Below are 18,795 nucleotides of genomic sequence, written 5' to 3'. Positions count from 1 at the left end.
AGTTTGACGTGGAAAAAGAGTATCATAAGTTGGTGCGCGATCGCATTCCTGAAATTATTCGCCAAAGCGGGAATGAATGCGAGTTTGTAATTTTGTCGGAGGCAGAATACCGTCAAGCTTTGCTGCAGAAATTGATTGAAGAAGCGGGGGAAGCGGCGGAGGCTGATGAGGAAGATTTGGTGGCGGAATTGGCGGATTTGTATGAGGTGATAGATGCGGTGATGGCGAGTTTTGGCATTTCGGGCGATCGACTTTTGGACGAACAAATCAAGCGCCGGGAAGCAAGAGGAGGTTTTGCCCAAAAAATTATGTTGTTGCGGACATTCTGAAAATTATCTGCGTTAATCTGTGTTTATCTGCCTCTAATCTGCGGTTACTTTATCAATCAAATTACTCAGTTAAAAATTACATATTAATCCCAATGGCTGCTAACAAAATTAGAATTGCTAAAGATAAAGCGGAGTTAGTCAAATCATTAACTTTATCGGATAACAACACTGGCCCTTTCCAGACTTACGCCGATGTCATCGCCTTCGCCGCCTCCTTGGGAAAGCAGCGGAAAAAACGATCGCCTTTGGGGGAAATTTCTAAACGAGAACCGGGTGCGATCGATGTTGATATTTTTGTATCCAGGGGCTACGATATGGCGATTAAATTAATTGCGATCGCCGAAACCAAAAATCCTCAAATTCTCTCCCATCTCGACGAACAATTGGAAGCAGAACGCTTGCAAATTTTTGAAGAATATGCTAATGGTGGACTGGAAATCTTGCGCGAAGAGTTGCGGGGTGCGGCGGATTATACCGATCGCCTGTTGTTGGTTTTGATTTCTGAAAGAGACAACCAACATCGGTCAAATGAAGAATTCGATTTAAGCAAGTTCTTATTTTAATAGGTTCCCAATGAAGCACATCCCAAAAGATATAATCCAGAGATGCTTAAAGCAAGCTGCAAAATTTCTCGCTTACAGTTACTCAGCATTTATTATCTGCTATTTCATTCTCAAACTAATTTTTTGGGATAGACTGTGGATTATTGCCTTAATTACCACTTTTATACCATTAATTTTATTCCCAATTTTCCTGCTTCCTATCATCGGGGTGTCAATTATTAAAAAAAGATGGTTCGCTATTATTTCGGCGATCGCCTGCTTTCTCCTAATAAGTTGGCTGCACGTCAAATACTTTTCTCCCGCACCCATCAAAATTACAGATTCGCAGCCCAGAATCAAAATTCTATCCCATAACATCAGTTGGCATAAAACTCAGTCACCTACTTTATTTAAACTGATTAACCAGCAAAAACCCGATATTATATTTTTACAAGAAATGGTTCAAGCACCTACCCAAAGAGCTTTTCCCGGGTTAAAAGCAGACTACCCCTATCAAATTGGCACTCACTCTGTAGGAATTTTCAGTAAATATCCAATTGTATCTAGCGAAATACTGCACTTAGCCGGCCATCGAGAAACGCAGCAGCGGGCAATTATTAAATTTAACGAACAAGAAGTAGCGATTTATAATATGCAAGCTACCGGGCCGTGGTTGAAACTCTCTAAAAAATGGCGTTTTTTCAAAGTTCCAGTTTACAAATATGACAAACGATCGCCTGAAATTCAAGACTTAGTGCAGCGAGTTGAGCGAGAAACTCTGCCAGTAATTGTCGCGGGCGATTTTAATATGACAGACGAAACTCAAGACTATAACAGGGTGCAGAAAGTCATGCAAGATGCTTTCCGAAAATCGGGATGGGGGTTTGGTTTTACCTGGCCTCACGGTTGGGAACTTAAATTATTGGTAAAAAGGTCGAATTGGAGATTAAATTATCCGGTTTTTCGGATTGATTATATTTGGTATTCAAAGCATTGGGGTGCTAAATCGAGTTCGGTTTTGGAGGCAACCGAGTCCGATCATTTGCCTGTAGGAGCCGAACTTGTTTTGTTAAATGAAGCGGTATAAGGTATATAAATTGAGAGGTAAACTTTGGTACCATATCGAGCGGTAGTAGTGTTTTATAGACCGAAATTACTAAAAGTGATAATATAAATATACAATTTTCCTTGAGCTATATGTTAAAATAACTATTAGGTTGAGTGATTGACAAATGCCTACTGCTGCCCAGCTAGAGAGTTTATATCGCATCAGTTATCAACTGACCTACACGATGCTTCAGCCTATACATCTGATTTGTGTTGACGATCGCACTCGTAACGTATACATATTGGCTGGGTACGATGAAGAGCTTGAGTTCCAAATTTTACCCAATGGGGAGTTTGCTGATGAGCCAAGTTAACTATAACGCCATGTCGAATACTGAATTGAAACAGTATTTTCTTAAACATCGTGGAAATCGATCCGCTTTTCAGGCGTACTTAGACAGAATCAATCAGCATCCGCTGAGGATTATTGCAAGTCCCGGCGATCCAGATTTTGATGAGAAAGTTCAAGCCGCAATTCGCCGCAAGTTAGAAGTGGCCAGAAATCGCAGCACTTGAATGAAGCTAGGGATACGGCACTGCCGTATCCTGTATTTCATCATACTTCATCCAATAGAAACTTAGCTAAGCACTGGCGGCAATCCTACCTCTTGCGGCTGCACAAACCTGCCATTAAAACTAATAGCTTTATCCTCAAAAGTCCTCGCTTCCGCTACCGCTTGCCGCAAATGAGCTCGATCCATATCGTCCTGAATTCCCCCTACCAAATATACAATTAACTTCGTCGCTAAATCCTTTCCAGAAACTAGCATTCGCTTTTTGTTCGGATCGTACAAAATCCCGTACCACGCAGACTCTGGATTGTCCATGTGGCTAAATCCTTCATCGACATCGTACCTGCGGAGTTTGTCGAAAATAGATTTCAGGGAAAGTTTCTTTCTAAATACTAGAATTCCCAAAGCATTAGCTAAAGCAACTTGACCGACGGGACGGAACAAAATATTTCCCTCGCCCCCTGGCTTTTCAAAACTAAATCGGCGCAATTCTGTCGTTTCTTCGCCGCTTTCAATTCTTTGATAGCTGGGTAAAGTTGCTAAATGATCGAACAATTTTTTAAACTCTTCAATTCCCTCTTTTAGTTCTTCATCTTCGGGACGCATGGGAATTAAACCTTTTCGTTCCGGCTTCCAATGGGGGAATTTGTATTCTAAATACCGTTCGGACATATCTTGCAGCGCTTGCAATGTGGTTAACACAGTTGATTTTGCTGCGACTGTGGCGCTGTCCCAATTGACGCGGGGGTTTCTGTCATCTTGTTCTTTTAATAAGGGATGGGTGACGGCAATTTTGCGGGCGCAAATCGCAAATCCGTTGTCCTCGTTTAATAATGCTAGCTGGCCCTGACTCAGCGTTACGGCCATTAGGTTAACGTGCACAAAGATCGATCGCACGCGCCGTTGTGCTTGCTGTCGCGTTTCCCCCGCTACCGCCGCCGGGATAAACTCAATTCCGATTTTTTCGTGAGCTAATTTATACACTGTTTCGGGGTCGATTTGATACTCTTCTGCTAAATCTTCCAGAGTAATTGCAGCGCCGACAGGTTTTTTATTTTTGTTGTATCTTTGCAGGATTCCGGTTTTAATTAAACTCATTAAACCTTGAACTCCCATCAGCCGATGCTGGCCGTCTAAGGCAAAAATAGAGACTTTTTGAGAGACATTCAAAAGCCCTAAGTTCTCGTTTTTATCAAAGGATGTAAATTCAGTCGCGGATTTGGTTGCTACGCCATTTTTATCCCATTCCTCGGCTAGAGGATTATCTACCCACGGGGGACTGACGACTACTAAAACTGCGGGGAATTTGTGCGATTTTCGGGCTGCTAAATATTGAGTTAGGGTGGCTTGGCGCGACCAATCTAAGGGACGCTGGATAATTTCGTCAATGGTTTCGTCGTCGCGGACGATGTTGTTGGTTTGGAGGTCGAATTTTTGGCGGAAAAGCGGCATTTGCGAGGCGAAACGGACGCGAGAGTCTAACCATTCTAGGGTGACTGAACCGATGTATGCTTCGCTGTTTCCCATCTGGGTTTTTTGTACGAAAATGCGATCGTCCTTTCCTAAATAATTATCTAATAAAAGTGCGATTTCCTGTCTGTCGCTATTTTCTTTTTCTAATATTTTAGTAGCGAGGTCATCCGCTGGGTTGGTGTTCATCGGCGGTTTTTATATAATTAAGCTATTTTTTCAAAAAATATCATATATTAAAGTTTATGTCAACACTTGTTTTTAAAAAAACATTGTGAAATACTTAAGTTATGCCCTGCTAGACCAGCGACATACCATAGAATTTGCCAAAAGTCAATAGCTATTAATGCCCAATGCCCCATTCCCAATGCCCAATGCCCAATGCCCAATGCCCCATTCCCCATTCCCAATGCCCCATTCTAAAATATGTCTACTCCTTCTTTTGAATACATTTTGCCGGTAATTCGGGGCATTCAAGCGGGCCGCGAATATTACGTGTCGATGTGTCCGGTGCGTTTTTTGCCGAAATTGTTTCCCTTTGAATCTGAAGATTTGCCGCCGTCTATGCGGGCGAAACGCGCGCTTAACAAAGCTAGGATTCCCGAAATTGCTGAGTATTTTGTTAAGAATCCTACAAATTATACTTGTGGGGCTATTGCTGCTTCGATTGATGCGGATATTACTTTTGAAGCAGTGGGAAATGAGGCCGAAGAACGGAAAATCGGTCGCTTGCGAGTGCCGATGGATGCTAAGTTTACTATTAATGACGGACAGCATCGCCGGGCGGCTTTTGAGATGGCTTTGAGGGAAAATCCGCAGTTGGGATATGAGACGGTGGCGCTGATTTTGTTTCTCGATATTGGGTTGGAAAAATCGCAGCAGATGTTTGCTGATTTGAACGGTTTTCAAGTTCCTTTGGAGGCGTCACTCAGTCTACTTTACAACCACCGGGACGATCGCGCTTTTGTGGTGAAGGCTGTTGTTAAGCAGGTTGAGGTTTTCCGGTGTTTGACTGAGATGGAAAAGGGGAGTCTGAACGGGCGATCGCACAAATTGTTTGCCCTGAGTGCGATCGATCGTGCTATCATGGCTTTGCTGTCTAATATTGAGGGCAGCGAACAGGCAAAACCCTCTGGTTCTCGCACCAAAAAAGAACAGAAAGAGGAAGAACTTGCTCAAAAAATACAACTGGCGGTTAGTTATTGGAATGCGGTTTGCAGTTTTATTCCCGATTGGCAATTAGTTCTGCACAAGCAAGTTGCGGCGGGGGAAATGCGCCGGGATTGCGTACACTGTCACAGTGTTGTGCTTGAGAGTTTGGGGGAAGTTGGGGCGGCTTTGCTGTCGGTTTTTCCTGAGAGTTGGGAGGAACGTTTGAGCCTTTTGCAGCAGGTTGATTGGTCGATTTCTAATCCTGATTGGGAGGGAGGGATTTTGTTGAAAGGGGGGATTTCGCGATCGAGGGCGAGTGTTAGTTGGATGACTGATTATTTGAAGGTGAGGTTGGGTTTGGAAACCGCAGATGCACGCCGACAGTGATATAATTATCACCTGTTTAGGCTATAAAATTACTTTTTAGTCTGCTGACACTGCTTAAATTGTCGAGTTTCTGCGTTATGGTTGTGCCTTGCGGTGCTTAACTTTTTGTTGAAAAAAGTGTTAAATTTTAGGTCGGATTGTATTTAATCATAGCGGGATGAGGAAATGACTACAGGAGAAGAGTCCGAAAATAAGAATCTAGCATACTATCGCAATTGTTTTTCTCAGATTAAGGTAGGCAAGAATAAACAAGGAGGTAACGCTCTAAATCAGCCAATACTGCTACTGTCTGTAATTGATTTAATTACACAAGGCTTACTTAATGAGAACAATATTACTGTTTCCGATCAATTAATTAACACCTTCAAAAGATACTGGTCTGTATTGAGTTCTGACCGTTTTGAGGAGATTGATTTTGCTATTCCGTTTTTTCATTTAAAAAACAAGAAACCTAACTTTTGGCACGTTGAATTTAGCGAACAATACACGGGAGGACGCCCTCAAACCATCAACTCTTTAAGAAGAGATATTGAAAGAGCAAAAATAGATGATGAATTATTTAATTTATTGCGAGACTATAATGCAAAAAAAGAATTAATAGATATATTGATATCTGCCTGGTTTTCCTCAAGCCAAAAACAGATAGAAGATGTTTTAATAATAAATCAGTCTCTCCAAGATTCTACCTTGAATGAATTAGAAAATAGTGAATCTAGTGATACAGAGGCACAACCAAAGGTATATTTACGAAAATCTTTATTTAGAGAGGCTATTTTCCGTAAATCCGTCGTGCATTTGTATGATTACCGATGTGCTTTTTGTCGATTGAAAGTTACACGTTCGCTTAGTCAAAGTATTGTAGATGGCGCACATATCAAGCCGTTCTCCGAGTTTTATGATAATAGACCAGATAATGGACTCTCATTGTGTAAAAATCATCATTGGGCATTCGACCGAGGATGGTTTGCTGTTGACGATCGTTATCAAATTATAGTTGCTAGTGATCTACAAGAGGACTCCCCATACCCTAGATTAATGAGAGATTTTCACGGAGAACAGATTCTTTTGCCAAGTTTAGAGCAATATTATCCGAGAAAAGATGCGCTTCAGTGGCATCGCAAAAATGTATTTACTTTTCAATCAAAAGGAGTCTCTAGAAAATGAATGATTTACAACAAATGTCACTATTTCCGCCCCGCAGTATTAGCGATTTAATGGCAGATATAGAAATTTTAAAAAAGGAAATTCAAGAGCTTTATTGTCAAGATGAACTCCCACTTGTAATCGGTTGGAGTGGCGGCAAAGATAGTTCGGCCGTCCTACAGCTTGTCTGGTATGCGATTGCAGAGTTGCCAATTGAGAAACGCCACAAAAAAATTCATGTTTTAACAAATGATACACTGGTAGAAAACCCTATAGTAGCTGCTGGAGTACATAATTCTCTAAAACGGATGAAAGTTGCAGCCCAAGAACAGGGAATGCCAATAGAGACTCATTTAACTTATCCAGCCGTTCAAGATACCTTTTGGGCGTGCTTAATAGGTAAAGGATACCCAGCACCTAGAAACCGATTTAGATGGTGTACGGAACGATTAAAAATACAACCAACCGGTTCTTTTATTCGTGAAATAATTAGAACTAGCGGCGAGGTAATTCTTGTTCTAGGTACTCGCAAGGCTGAAAGTGCTAAACGCGCCGCAAATATGGCTAAACATAGGGAGTGGCGGGTAAGCGAACGCCTTAATGCTAATCCCACTCGCCCTAACTCTTACATTTACCTTCCCATTGAAGACTGGCGAACAGATGAAGTGTGGCTTTACTTGATGCAGTGGGATAATCCGTGGGGAAATAACAACAAAGATTTGCTAACTATGTATCGAGGTGCGACAGCAGATAATGAATGTCCTCTAGTGGTTGATACTTCCACCCCTAGTTGTGGAAATTCTCGCTTTGGCTGCTGGGTTTGCACAATGGTAAGCCAAGATAAATCTATGGAGGCAATGATTCAAAACGATGAGGAAAAAGAATGGATGCAGCCTCTACTCGATATTCGCAACGAATTAGACATTCCAGACGATCACCCAAAAAGAGACTTCCGCCGCATCTACGGTAGAGTAGAACTGTTTGAACGCAACATGGGCGACGACACAACCTCCGTCGAACCCATCCCAGGGCCCTACACCAAATTCTGGCGAGAACACTGGCTGAGACGAGTCCTGGAAGCACAAACCCACGTCCGCAAAACCGCCCCCCTAGAAATGCGCGATATCACCTTAATTACCCCAGAAGAACTTAGCGAAATCCGCCGCATTTGGCTGGAAGAAAAGCACGAATTCGACGACTCTTTACCCCGGATTTACGAAGAAGTTACGGGCGAACCTTTTGAAGATTCCCGTCCCGCCGCTGAAAGAAAACTCCTCGGTAGCGATGAATGGACTGCGATCGAAGAGATTTGCAGCGAGGACAAAATGCACCTCGAATTGATGGCAAAACTCCTTGATACAGAACGCCAATACTACACTAAACCCCGCCGTACAGGCATTTACGGCGATTTGGACAAATGCTTTGAAACCAGTTCGCGATCGAAGGAAGAAGCAATTGGCAACGCCCACTATCAACGCAATTTAAAAAAAGCGGTGGAAGATATCAAAGCAAATCCGACGGAAAACATTCAGCAATTCAAAGATGCGATCGCCCAAACCAACAGTTCCGCCAAAAACGATACCGTTGATATTGCCAAACTTAAAGAAGAACTCGAAAGCAACAGCAATCAAAGCAGACAACTATCTTGGGCGGATATCAAATTTTCACCGCCAAATTCAGGAGAGGAAAAACCTAGCGATTAGCACGCGCTAGCCTGCGGTTAAACCCAAACTTGTTGACAGCCACCCCGCCTAGCGATCGGATACAATAGGCTGTCAACTAACCTCATTATTACCCAACCCTCATCGTTTAAATTACAAAATTTTTACGACCATGATTAATCCTAATATTCCCCATCAGGATATTACATACAGCATCATCGGCTGTGCAATGAGAGTACACCGGAGGACGCAAAAAGGTTTAAGAGAAAAACATTACCAAAGAGCCTTTGATGCTGAAATGATAGAATCCGGTTTAACAACAGAAATGGAGTATCCCAGACAAATTTACGACGGTGAAGTTTGGATGGGAATCCTTTATCTAGACCATTGGGTGAATGAAGGTATTGTAGTAGAGGATAAAGCCGTAAATTATCCAATGACCGATAAAGATAAAGCTCAAATAATAGCTTACGTAGCAGCTACAGGAGCGCAAGTAGGTTTATTTATAAACTTTGGACGCAGCAAATTAGAATATCACCGCATCCTCCCACCAAAATCTGTACAAGGTTGGCAGAAACACATTCAACCATACTTGTGGACGCCCAAAACAAGTGGCAGGGGTTGGACAAGAGGAAGTTCAGGAACCTATGAAGAAACAGATGCGGAACTCCCCTTACCTCCCAGCATTAGACCCCGGAACCAAGAGGAAGATTCAACCGATGTGATTGATTGGTAGCAAGGGGGGGACGGTTAGCAACGGATTTTGTAACGGATGTAACGGATGATTAGTGGGTGATTACCAAATCCGCTGCTAATCGCCGCCCACCAACCACCCATCCGTTACATCCGCTGCTAACCACCACCCCACCAACCACCCATCCGTTACATCCGCTACCAAATCCCTTGCCAATAACCGCCGCCCACCAACCACCCATCCGTTAAATCCGCTACAAAATCCGCTGCTAACCGCCCCCCCACCAACCAACAACATCTACATCTACAATGCAATTCCTCGAACTCGTCCTCAAAAACTTCGGCCCCTATGCAGGCACCCAAACCATCAATCTCCGCCCCGAAAAAGACGGAAATCCCTGCCCAGTCATTTTATTTGGCGGCATGAATGGCGGCGGCAAAACCACCCTCATGGACGCCATTCGCCTCGCCCTCTACGGTGGCCGCGCCCAATGTTCCACCAGAGGCAATTTAAGCTACAGCGACTTTCTCAATCAATGCGTCAACCGCCACACACCCCCATTAGAAGATACCCGCGTCGAACTAACATTTGAACAAGTTCAAGACGACAAATTAACTCAATTCAAAATAGTTAGATACTGGAAAAAATTAGATATCAAAGACACCTTAAGCATTCTCATATACAGCGAGATTGTCAGCGATTGGTGGTCGGACAAAGCAATTACTAACACTTGGGACGAATACATCGAAACCCTTTTGCCCGTCGGAATATCCAACCTATTTCTGTTTGACGGCGAACAAGTAAAAGAACTCGCCGAACTCGAAACACCGCCAGAGTTCGTTGTCGGGGCGATTAAATCTCTTTTAGGTTTAGAATTAGCAGAACGCCTCGCCGTCGATTTAGAAATATTAGCCGGCCGCAAGCGGAAAGAAATTGCTGGTAAAAAAGACTTGGCTGCTTTAGAGAAAATCGAACAAACTTTTAAGAAAATTACTGATGAAATAGAGTTAGCTAAGCAAGAACAAGCCAGCTTTAAAAACGAATTAGATAAAGCTCAAAAAAATCAGAAACAAGCCTCAGAAAAGTTTATTTATGAAGGCGGAAAGATTGCCGCCGATCGCAGTCAGCTAGACAGCAAGCTAAACGACTACAGAAATCAGGCAGACAAAACCCGGCAAGCCATGATGGAATTGGCATCAAATACGCTACCACTCGCCCTAATTTCGCCCTTGCTAAGTGAAGCAAAAATTCAAGCAGAAACAGAAGCCAGCCAGCAGCAAGCAAAGATTGCCCAAAATGTTATCAAACAAAGAAGCGATCGCCTCCTCAACTATATCGCGGAAATCTCATTAAATCCCCAACAGCTAGATAAAATTCAAGACTTCATCCGCCAAGAAAACCAAGAACTCGAACAGCAAGCGGGAACAGACGTTCCGCCCTGGATGAACGCCGATAACAACAGCATCCAGCAACTAGAAAACCTCCTTAGCTACCAAATCAAAGCCCAGCAAATTCTAGCCCGCGAACAAATAGAAGAAATCAAAAGCATCGAAGCAGAAATCGACTTTACAGACAGACAACTCGCAGCCGCAGCTTCCCCCGAAGCCTACGAAAAACTAGAAGAAGAAGTCAGGAAAGCCCAAAAAGCAGTCGCTATCGCAGCCGCCGCCTGCGAATCAACCAACCGCCGCGTCGATGAATTAGAGAGAGAATTAGCCAAAAACCAAAAAGAACTAGAAAACTACAGCAGCGAATACATCACGATCAGAAACAGCCAACACGTCATCGCCTCCATCGCCAAAGCCCAAGCTACCCTGAAACTCTTTAAAGAAAAACTAACTCTCAAAAAACTCAACAAACTCGAAATAGAAATTACCGACTGTTTCCGCTACCTATTGCACAAAACCGACCTCGTGCACAGAGTTGCGATCGACACTCAAACATTTAGCCTCTCCATTTACGATCCAGAAGGCAAACCGGTACCCAAACACCGACTTTCAGCCGGGGAAAAACAATTGCTGGCGATCGCCTTTTTGTGGGGATTGGCTAGAGTATCCGGGAGACAATTGCCAGTGGCGATCGACACTCCCTTGGGCCGCCTCGACTCCTCCCACAGAAACAACCTAGTGGAACGCTATTTCCCCTCAGCCAGCCACCAAGTCATCCTGCTTTCTACCGACACGGAAATTCGCCAAGTAGAATACGAAAAACTCCAAGAATTAGAGGCGATCGCCCACAGCTACCTCCTCAAATACGACTCGGCCAAACACCAAACCACCGTCGAAAAAGGTTACTTCTGGGAATGAACCGCAGATGAGGGCAGATGAACACGGATGAACGCAGATTGGATTGGATGGCATGGGGATTTTTGGTAGAGTTTTGGATGTGGGATGTTTTTAACCGCAGATGAGGGCAGATGAACACGGATGAACGCAGATTGGAATTGAATGGCATGGGGATTTTTGGTAGAGTTTTGGATGTGGGATGTTTTAAACCGCAGATGAGGGCAGATGAACACGGATGAACGCAGATTGGAATTGAATGGGATTACGGAAAAAATTATTGGTTGTGCTTTTAAGGTAGGAAATACTTTAGGTTGTGGATTTTTGGAGCAAGTTTATCAGAATTCTTTGGTTTATGAACTTCGCAAAACAGGGATGTTGGTTGAACCTCAGTTTGTCATTTATGTCCATTATGAAGATATAATCGTTGGGAAATTCGTACCAGATGTGTTGGTGGAAAGATCCGTGCTTGTAGAACTCAAAGCTATCAAATCACTGGGGGAAAGAGAAATGGCACAGTGTCTAAATGTCATAAAAGCTACCAAACTAACCGTCTGCTTGCTCATCAACTTCGGCAACCCTAAAGTAGAAATTCAACGAATAGTCAATAATTTCTAAACCGCAGATACAATCTCATGCTATTATCTGCGTTCATCCGTGTTCATCTGCCCTCATCTGCGGTTAAAAAATTATCAACCTATGGAACCACCAGTCGATCGCATCCGCCTCTCCCAAACAGGAAAAGACCAACTATCAAAACTGAAACGATCGACCAAAATCGATCAGTGGAATATTCTATGCAGGTGGGGATTTTGCCGATCGCTCGCCGAACCCAGCATCCCATCGCCAGTACCAATTCCCAGCGACAGCAACGTCGAATTAAGCTGGGATGTCTTCGGCGGCGACATGGCTGATATCCTGATAATTGCCCTCAAGCAGCGCTGTCACCAAGATAATTTAGGCACAGAAAAAGAAACTCTAGCCAAACAGTTTCGCCTGCACTTGCACCGAGGGATTGGTTATTTGGCCGGCGATCCGAATATTAAGAAAATCGAAGACTTGGTGGCGATCGCTTTATCGCCTGAAAAATTAAGAAATTAACGGTTTGTTGACTGTTGACTTTTGGCTGTTGACTGTTAAGCAGCCCCAAACAAATAACAAGTAACAAATAACTTCCTACTTGAGTAACAGGGGAAAAAAATGCCCTACTGGGCCTTGACCTTCCCCAATATCCAAAGCATATTTTAGAGCAGTAGTCACATAATCCTTAGCCAATGTCACCGCTGTAAATAAATCCTTACCTAATGCTAAATTAGCGGCGATCGCAGCACTCAAAGTACAACCAGTCCCGTGAGTATTCCCAGTATCAACAGTCTCAGTCTTCAACACATCCAACCGCGTACCATCAAACCAAACATCAATTCCCCGCAAATCCCCCTTCATCCCGCCGCCCTTCACCAAAACAGCTTTTGCGCCCAAACGGTAAATCTGCTGCGCCGCCGATCGCATATCGTCTAGAGAAACAATCTCCAAACCGCTCAAAATCTGAGCCTCAAACCGATTCGGAGTCACGACAGCAGCCATTGGAATCAAAACATCCCGCAAAAATGCGATCGCCCCCTCATCAATCAATCGATCGCCCGATCGTGAAACCATCACCGGATCGACAACCAAATTCCCTATTCCCAAAGCTTCCACCTGTGAAGCCACCGCCACCATAATTTCCCGATTCAGCAGCATCCCAGTTTTCACAGCCTGCACCCCAATATCCCCAACCACCGCCTCAATTTGAGCCGCCACAGCCTCCGCAGACAAAGCATCAACTCGCATCACCCCCAAAGTATTTTGAGCCGTCACGCAAGTCAAAGCACTCGTACCGTGCACGCAGTGAAACGCAAAAGTCCGCAAATCCGCCTGAATTCCGGCCCCGCCACCGCTATCAGAACCAGCCACAGTCAAAGCCACAGGAATCTTCGATTTAATCATCTTATTTCAACCGCAGATAAACGCCAATTTTCTCCAGACAAATCCCATCTTATCCGCGTTCATCAGCGCTCATCCGCCCTCATCTGCGGTTAAAATTCCCAAACAAAATTAGCTATGATTAAAACAAATGTAAAGAATTATTGCAAACAACTGTGAAAATCACCCGAATCGACCTCAACTCTTGGATCTTCCACATCGCCGGCCAAACCATCCTCGTCGATCCCTGGCTGGTCGATCCCCTCGTATTTTACGGTCAACCCTGGCTGTTCACCGCCTACCACAACACCCCCGTCACCTTCACTCCCAGCACCTTACCGCCGATCGACCTCATCCTGATTTCCCAAGGATTAGACGACCACTGTCACAGACCAACACTCGAACAGCTCGATCGCACAATTCCCGCGATCGCCTCACCCACCGCTGCCAAAGTCCTCAGCAGTTTAGGCTACACCCATATCACATCTTTAGCAAATTGGCAAGAGTTAAATTTTAAAGAAAAGTTACAAATTACCGCCGTACCCGGAGCCGAAATCCAGCCGGGACAGGAAGAAAACGGCTATTTGCTCAAAGATTTAAGCAGTGGCGAGACACTTTATTACGAACCGCACCTGCCACCATTAGACAAAGTTAAACAGAAAATAGACACAGTAGACGTAGCGATCGCCCCAGTCATCGGTCAAATCTTCCCATTCCTCGGACAAGTCATCATAGGCCCTTCGGAAGCCCTCCGCCTCGCCCAAACACTGAAACCTCGGTTTTTTCTGCCTACAGCGACGGGAGACATCCGAGCCACAGGCATTTTACCAATGTTAGTGCGATCGATCGGCAGCATTCCCGAATTTCGCGATTTACTAGCAAAATCCGGCCTCTCCACCCAACTCCTCGAACCCGAACCAGGCCAAACCCTGGAAATTTTAGATTTTAGATTTTAGATTTTTTAGATTTTAGATTTTAGATTTTAGATTTTTTAGATTTTAGATTTTAGATGCTCGATATTTTCGATTTTTTAGATGGGAGATTGGAGATTCAATGCCAAATCCCCAATCTAAAATCCAAAATCCCCAATCTAAAATCCCAAAATCCCCAATCTAAAATCTAAAATCTAAAATCATCTTGGTGGGCGACGGTTACGCAAAAACTCAGGAATATCCAATCCCAAATCCTGCGGCGGTTTCGCTTTCGGATCAGGCGTCTGTTGAGCAGGAGTTGTCGGCGCAGTTGCAGCCCGCCAAGGAGCATTAACATTTTGCGTCCGCCCCGGAGTCGGAGGCGCCGGAATTTCTCCCGAAAAACCAGTAGCGATCACAGTAATCTTAATTTCGCCCTGAAGCCGCTCGTCAATCACCGCTCCAAAAATAATATTGGCATTCGGATCGACAACCTCGTAAATCGTCTCAGCCGCCGCATTCACCTCGTGCAGCGTCATGTCAGTACCGCCAGTGATGTTAAACACCACACCTCTAGCGCCCTCAATAGACGAAGCTTCCAGCAGAGGCGAAGAAATAGCCTGCATCGCAGCCTCCCTAGCCCGCGACTTGCCAGAACCCACACCGATGCCCATCAAAGCCGAACCCGCATCAGCCATTACTGCCCGCACGTCAGCAAAGTCAACATTCACCAAACCGGGAATAGTAATAATGTCAGAAATACCCTGAACCCCTTGGCGCAGGATATCATCAGCAACTCGAAAAGCCTCTTGTACCGGCATTTGTTCCGAAATCACAGACAGCAGCTTGTCGTTAGGAATTACGATCAGCGTATCCACGCGCGTTTGCAAAGCCGCGATTCCTTCCTCAGCTTGGCTGGTGCGTCGCCGTCCCTCAAACGTAAAAGGCCGCGTCACTATGCCGACAGTCAAGGCGCCCATTTCCTTAGCCACCTCAGCCACAATCGGAGCCGCGCCCGTACCCGTACCGCCGCCCATGCCGGCTGTGATAAATACCAAATCCGCATGATTCAGAGCATTAGCAACCTCGTCGCGAGATTCCTCCGCAGCCTTTTGACCAATCGCCGGATTGCCCCCTGCCCCCAAACCGCGCGTCAACTTCTGTCCGACTTGCAAGCGTTTCGGAGCATTTGAGAGAACCAGAGCTTGGGAATCTGTATTCACACACCAAAACTCGACACCAGAAACCTCGCTGGCAATCATCCGGTTAACGGCGTTGCCCCCACCGCCGCCGACGCCAATTACTTTGATTTTGGCAGCACTGCTGGGCATTATGTCTTTGGGATTGACCATAGGATCGATATCAATACTATCTACATTTACATAACCAGACTTGCGTCTAAAGGGATTGGCGGAATCTGCAGCCACCGGAAAATTTTTTACTTCTTCCGAAGGGGGACTGTCTTGGTCAGACCCCTGTCTATTATTAAGCTTCATTAGAGTCGGGGATAGTAGATTACAGCTTTTTAACTAAACGCCAATTCACAATCAACTATAGGCTAAGTTGCGTGAAAAACTAACACTGATCGATGCTTAATGTTAGCAATCTCGGATTTTGCCGGCCTCGCTAGCCCAGACCTCGCTTGACGCCCTCCAGGTACTTGACCGGATTAAGGCAATTGTAAGCAAGGCAGAAGGAAAAAAAATGGATACTAGCCCCAGACGCGGAGCGCTATCCAAAAACTGTGCTGATTTGAAGCCCTGCGTATCGATCCTGGTGGGCAACAATTCTGCCTATCGATCGATACCTTCTAGCTTCTGTTGACAGAAAATCAATTCTGGGCGCGAGTGGGTGCGGGAGTGGAACTCTCCAAACTGGGGGGGAGTTCTGGCAAATGGACGATCGGCGAAGCAGGATTTTTCAAGTCAATGTAGGCTATTTTGCTTGAATCTAGCTGTTTTGGCAATTGTCGCATTCGGTCTAAAACCTTAAGTTGCTCCGCAGTCTTGGAACTGTAGGGCCCTAAGTGTACGGTACCGATCTCTGTTTTCAAGATCAAGTTGTTCGGGTTTTGCCAATTAATCTCAAACACTTTCACCGTCAAGCCGCTGAGTCCTTGGTAAAACTTCTGCCAAGAGGCGCGATACTGTTCCAAAGGCCCGATGACTTTTAAAGTGGGCAAAGAACGCTGAGGCTGCGTTCCCGGAATGCTGCCGGGCCTGATCGAACTATTCTGCGATCGTACAGCAGTATAACTATCCGACGGCATCCAACCTCCGCGAGCATCCAGCCACCCCACTTTTTCCTTCTCACTGTTCGATCTCAACACCGCCGTCGGCTGCGCCACGGCCACCGGCAGGCGTTCTGCCACTTCTATAGTCAAACTCGGCGGAAACAAGTTACGAGTCACCTTCGCTTTGGCGATGGGCCCCGTTGACTCCAGCTTTTCGGCCAGGGCCTGCGGTTGAATCCCCCACAATGACTGCGGGTAAGACAGCGGCACCAAAGACCGCACCGCCTTATCCGATAGCCACTGATTGCCCTCCACCTTCACTTGTTCCGATCGGGCAATTAACCAAGCCGGCTGAGCAATCCACCACAGCAAACCCCCAGCCATTGCGCTAGCTGCCAGCATTTGCCACACAACAGCCGCCAATCGAGCGCGTCTCTGCTGCCGCAACTTTTGGCGCCTGCGCCCTAACTCTGTTTGAGAAACCGCTCCAAAACTAGCCATCTACGTCTTGACAATATAGTAATTAAGGATTAGCACAAATTCAAAACTGTTTAATCTCTGTCTCTTGATCCCTGTTTTCCCCTACCATTTAACCAGATCCCCGCAAATTTACCCAGACTCCGGTCAAGATCAGTAATATCACTGAGTCCGCTAGGTAATTAAAAAATTTTAATTAAGAATTCCCAATTCCCGCGCCGGGAAAACCCCTTACCAGCTCAAGGTTCTTTGGGTATTTAGGGCATTACCCCACAGTGCAAAAGGTTACAAATCAAACTAAACTCAGGCAAAGAAAGTTTAGACTTTCGATTAACTTTTTTAACTTTTATTCGGCTTCAATTGTGATCGCACTCGAATTAGACAGATTCTATAAAGCCTGCAACCCCAGCAAGACCCTTGTTGCGGGAGACCCAGGGGATTATCAATACTACATTGATTTTGGTTCCGTGCGTGGCGGTAAAATCATTGAATCTTTACAGCGAACCATTACCCGCATCTCCCCCAACGAGCCAACCTGTCAACTATTTACAGGACATATCGGCTGTGGCAAATCTACGGAATTGTTTCGACTGAAAGCTGAGTTAGAGCAAGAGGGTTTTTGCGTCGTCTACTTCGAGTCTTCCCAAGACTTAGACATGGGTGATGTAGATATCAGCGATATTTTGCTGAGCATTGCGCGCCAAGTCAGCGAAACTATGGAATCCGCTAGAATCAAACTCAGACCGAGCTATTTTACAAATCTGTTTGCAGAAGTGGCAGAGTTTTTGCAGACTCCCATAGATTTGTCAGCGGAAGCCGAGTTATCTATAGGCATTGCTAGAGTTACTGCTAAAACTAAAGACTCTCCCAAACTGCGATCGCAACTTAGGCAATATCTCGAACCCCGCACCAACAGCATCTTGCAGTCCATCAACGAAGAACTCCTCAACAAAGCTAACGCTGAACTAAAGCACCAAGGCAAAAAAGGACTCGCAGTCATCGTTGACAACCTCGATCGCCTCGATGCCTCCCTCAAACCCAGCGGACGCACCCAGCCAGAATACTTGTTTTTAGACCGCGGCGAACAGTTGAAAAAACTCAGTTGCCATGTCGTCTACACGATTCCCCTGACTTTGATTTTTTCCAACGACTTCGGCCGCCTCGCCAGTCGATTTGGAGTCAAGCCCAAGGTGATGCCGATGGTACCAGTGCAAGTGCGATCGGGCGACGACCACATTGAAGGAATGGCACTGCTGCGCCAGCTAGTATTAGCTAGAGCTTTCCCCGCAGTTTCTCCCCATCAACGCATTGATTTGATTTCCCAGGTGTTTGACTCTCCCGAAACTTTAGACCGGCTTTGTCGGATTAGTGGCGGTCACGTTCGCAATCTACTGATGCTTTTGTATAGCTGTTTGCAGCACGAAGACCCTCCCTTCTCTCGCGAATGCCTCGAAAGCGTCATTCAAGAATATCGCGATGACCTTTTGGGAGCCATCAATGACATGGAATGGGAATTGCTGTTTCAAGTCGTCAACCGACAAAGTGTAACCGGCGAAGAAGAGTCTCAAATCTTGTTGCGAAGTATGTTTGTCTTTGAATACCGCGATCAAGAAGGTCGTTGGTTTGGGATTAATCCAGCCCTAGCCGAAACCAGAAAATATAAGGAGTGGCTGCAGCGCACTGAAGCAAAATAGTTGGGATTTTTGAGATAGCTTCGCGACTCTAATAACCCTTAACCACGAGGGACTTAGAAAGTATTTAACTGAAAATTCCTCGCTCACAACTCCGAAATTTTACCATCCAATACATAAATCAGTCAGTGGTTTTTGCCACTGGCTAATTTCTGTTGAATGCTGGCTATAGGCGGTGAATGTTATTGTCGTGTAAAACTTTGCCGCCACTAAGGACGTTGGTCACTCTCAACTCTCATATC

Annotated in this window: 19 protein-coding genes; 14 read left to right on the top strand and 5 right to left on the bottom strand. The window is 45.2% G+C overall.

The genetic code is table 11. The features are described 5' to 3' along the window. The first annotated feature begins 8 nt into the window (after positions 1-8). From QUA36_RS20670 to QUA36_RS20650, 5 genes are all read left to right on the top strand, one after another. Positions 9-329 (top strand): nucleoside triphosphate pyrophosphohydrolase, encoded by a 321-nt coding sequence (locus tag QUA36_RS20670; protein ID WP_333163317.1) that lies wholly within the window; start codon positions 9-11, stop codon positions 327-329. Positions 330-421: 92 nt separating this feature from the next. Further along, positions 422-892, top strand: coding sequence for a DNA phosphorothioation-associated protein 4 (locus tag QUA36_RS20665; RefSeq protein WP_190742092.1), 471 nt, complete (start codon positions 422-424; stop codon positions 890-892). A gap of 10 nt (positions 893-902) precedes the next feature. Further along, positions 903-1,958 carry an endonuclease/exonuclease/phosphatase family protein gene (locus QUA36_RS20660; RefSeq protein ID WP_333458928.1) on the top strand — a complete coding sequence of 352 codons (1,056 nt, stop codon included), beginning with the start codon at positions 903-905 and terminating at the stop codon, positions 1,956-1,958. A 145-nt stretch (positions 1,959-2,103) separates the two neighbouring features. Continuing rightward, positions 2,104-2,292, top strand: a complete 189-nt coding sequence (locus QUA36_RS20655; protein WP_333077086.1) for a DUF6888 family protein — start codon at positions 2,104-2,106, stop codon at positions 2,290-2,292. Beyond that, a complete protein-coding gene (locus QUA36_RS20650) occupies positions 2,279-2,494 on the top strand; it encodes a DUF6887 family protein (protein WP_333458927.1) in 216 nt (71 codons plus the stop codon). The genes QUA36_RS20655 and QUA36_RS20650 overlap by 14 nt, the downstream gene beginning before the upstream one ends. 62 nt (positions 2,495-2,556) lie before the next feature. On the opposite strand, the gene QUA36_RS20645 is transcribed toward QUA36_RS20650, so the two are convergent. Then, positions 2,557-4,149: a DGQHR domain-containing protein gene (locus QUA36_RS20645; RefSeq protein ID WP_333458926.1), complete on the bottom strand. Its 1,593-nt coding sequence runs from the start codon at positions 4,147-4,149 to the stop codon at positions 2,557-2,559. A gap of 237 nt (positions 4,150-4,386) precedes the next feature. On the opposite strand from QUA36_RS20645, the gene dndB reads away from it, so the two are divergent. From dndB to QUA36_RS20625, 4 genes are all read left to right on the top strand, one after another. Beyond that, positions 4,387-5,499, top strand: coding sequence for a DNA sulfur modification protein DndB (dndB, locus tag QUA36_RS20640; protein ID WP_333458925.1), 1,113 nt, complete (start codon positions 4,387-4,389; stop codon positions 5,497-5,499). Between the two features lie 165 nt (positions 5,500-5,664). Then, on the top strand, positions 5,665-6,663 hold the full coding sequence (locus tag QUA36_RS20635) for an HNH endonuclease (RefSeq protein WP_333458924.1): 999 nt from the start codon (positions 5,665-5,667) through the stop codon (positions 6,661-6,663). Further along, positions 6,660-8,345, top strand: a complete 1,686-nt coding sequence (dndC, locus tag QUA36_RS20630; RefSeq protein WP_333458923.1) for a DNA phosphorothioation system sulfurtransferase DndC — start codon at positions 6,660-6,662, stop codon at positions 8,343-8,345. Before QUA36_RS20635 ends, dndC begins: the two co-directional genes overlap by 4 nt. A gap of 130 nt (positions 8,346-8,475) precedes the next feature. Continuing rightward, entirely contained in the window at positions 8,476-9,039 is a 564-nt protein-coding gene (locus QUA36_RS20625) for a GxxExxY protein (protein ID WP_333458922.1), read from the top strand. Between the two features lie 75 nt (positions 9,040-9,114). Here the strand turns inward: QUA36_RS20625 and QUA36_RS20620 are convergent, their stop codons facing one another. Then, positions 9,115-9,294: a hypothetical protein gene (locus QUA36_RS20620; RefSeq protein ID WP_333369840.1), complete on the bottom strand. Its 180-nt coding sequence runs from the start codon at positions 9,292-9,294 to the stop codon at positions 9,115-9,117. A gap of 11 nt (positions 9,295-9,305) precedes the next feature. On the opposite strand from QUA36_RS20620, the gene dndD reads away from it, so the two are divergent. The 3 genes from dndD (at position 9,306) to dndE (ending at position 12,380) form a co-directional block, all read left to right on the top strand. Further along, positions 9,306-11,303 (top strand): DNA sulfur modification protein DndD, encoded by a 1,998-nt coding sequence (gene dndD / locus QUA36_RS20615; RefSeq protein ID WP_333458921.1) that lies wholly within the window; start codon positions 9,306-9,308, stop codon positions 11,301-11,303. Positions 11,304-11,507: 204 nt separating this feature from the next. Further along, a complete protein-coding gene (locus QUA36_RS20610; RefSeq protein WP_333040677.1) occupies positions 11,508-11,897 on the top strand; it encodes a GxxExxY protein in 390 nt (129 codons plus the stop codon). An 81-nt stretch (positions 11,898-11,978) separates the two neighbouring features. Beyond that, positions 11,979-12,380 carry a DNA sulfur modification protein DndE gene (gene dndE / locus QUA36_RS20605; RefSeq protein ID WP_190660605.1) on the top strand — a complete coding sequence of 134 codons (402 nt, stop codon included), beginning with the start codon at positions 11,979-11,981 and terminating at the stop codon, positions 12,378-12,380. Between the two features lie 75 nt (positions 12,381-12,455). On the opposite strand, the gene thiD is transcribed toward dndE, so the two are convergent. Then, positions 12,456-13,265, bottom strand: coding sequence for a bifunctional hydroxymethylpyrimidine kinase/phosphomethylpyrimidine kinase (thiD, locus tag QUA36_RS20600; protein WP_333458920.1), 810 nt, complete (start codon positions 13,263-13,265; stop codon positions 12,456-12,458). Between the two features lie 152 nt (positions 13,266-13,417). Between thiD and QUA36_RS20595 the strand changes: the two genes are divergently transcribed. Beyond that, positions 13,418-14,197, top strand: coding sequence for an MBL fold metallo-hydrolase (locus QUA36_RS20595; RefSeq protein WP_333458919.1), 780 nt, complete (start codon positions 13,418-13,420; stop codon positions 14,195-14,197). A 176-nt stretch (positions 14,198-14,373) separates the two neighbouring features. Here the strand turns inward: QUA36_RS20595 and ftsZ are convergent, their stop codons facing one another. Further along, entirely contained in the window at positions 14,374-15,648 is a 1,275-nt protein-coding gene (ftsZ, locus tag QUA36_RS20590; protein WP_333163293.1) for a cell division protein FtsZ, read from the bottom strand. A gap of 335 nt (positions 15,649-15,983) precedes the next feature. Then, on the bottom strand, positions 15,984-16,886 hold the full coding sequence (locus tag QUA36_RS20585) for an FtsQ-type POTRA domain-containing protein (protein WP_333458918.1): 903 nt from the start codon (positions 16,884-16,886) through the stop codon (positions 15,984-15,986). Positions 16,887-17,224: 338 nt separating this feature from the next. Between QUA36_RS20585 and QUA36_RS20580 the strand changes: the two genes are divergently transcribed. Continuing rightward, positions 17,225-18,556, top strand: a complete 1,332-nt coding sequence (locus QUA36_RS20580) for an ATP-binding protein (protein WP_333163289.1) — start codon at positions 17,225-17,227, stop codon at positions 18,554-18,556. The last annotated feature ends 239 nt before the right edge of the window (positions 18,557-18,795 follow it).

This window comes from Microcoleus sp. Pol10D4 (genome assembly GCF_036701555.1).
Classification (GTDB): Bacteria; Cyanobacteriota; Cyanobacteriia; order Cyanobacteriales; family Microcoleaceae; genus Microcoleus.
This window is presented reverse-complemented; position numbering and strand designations above follow the sequence as displayed.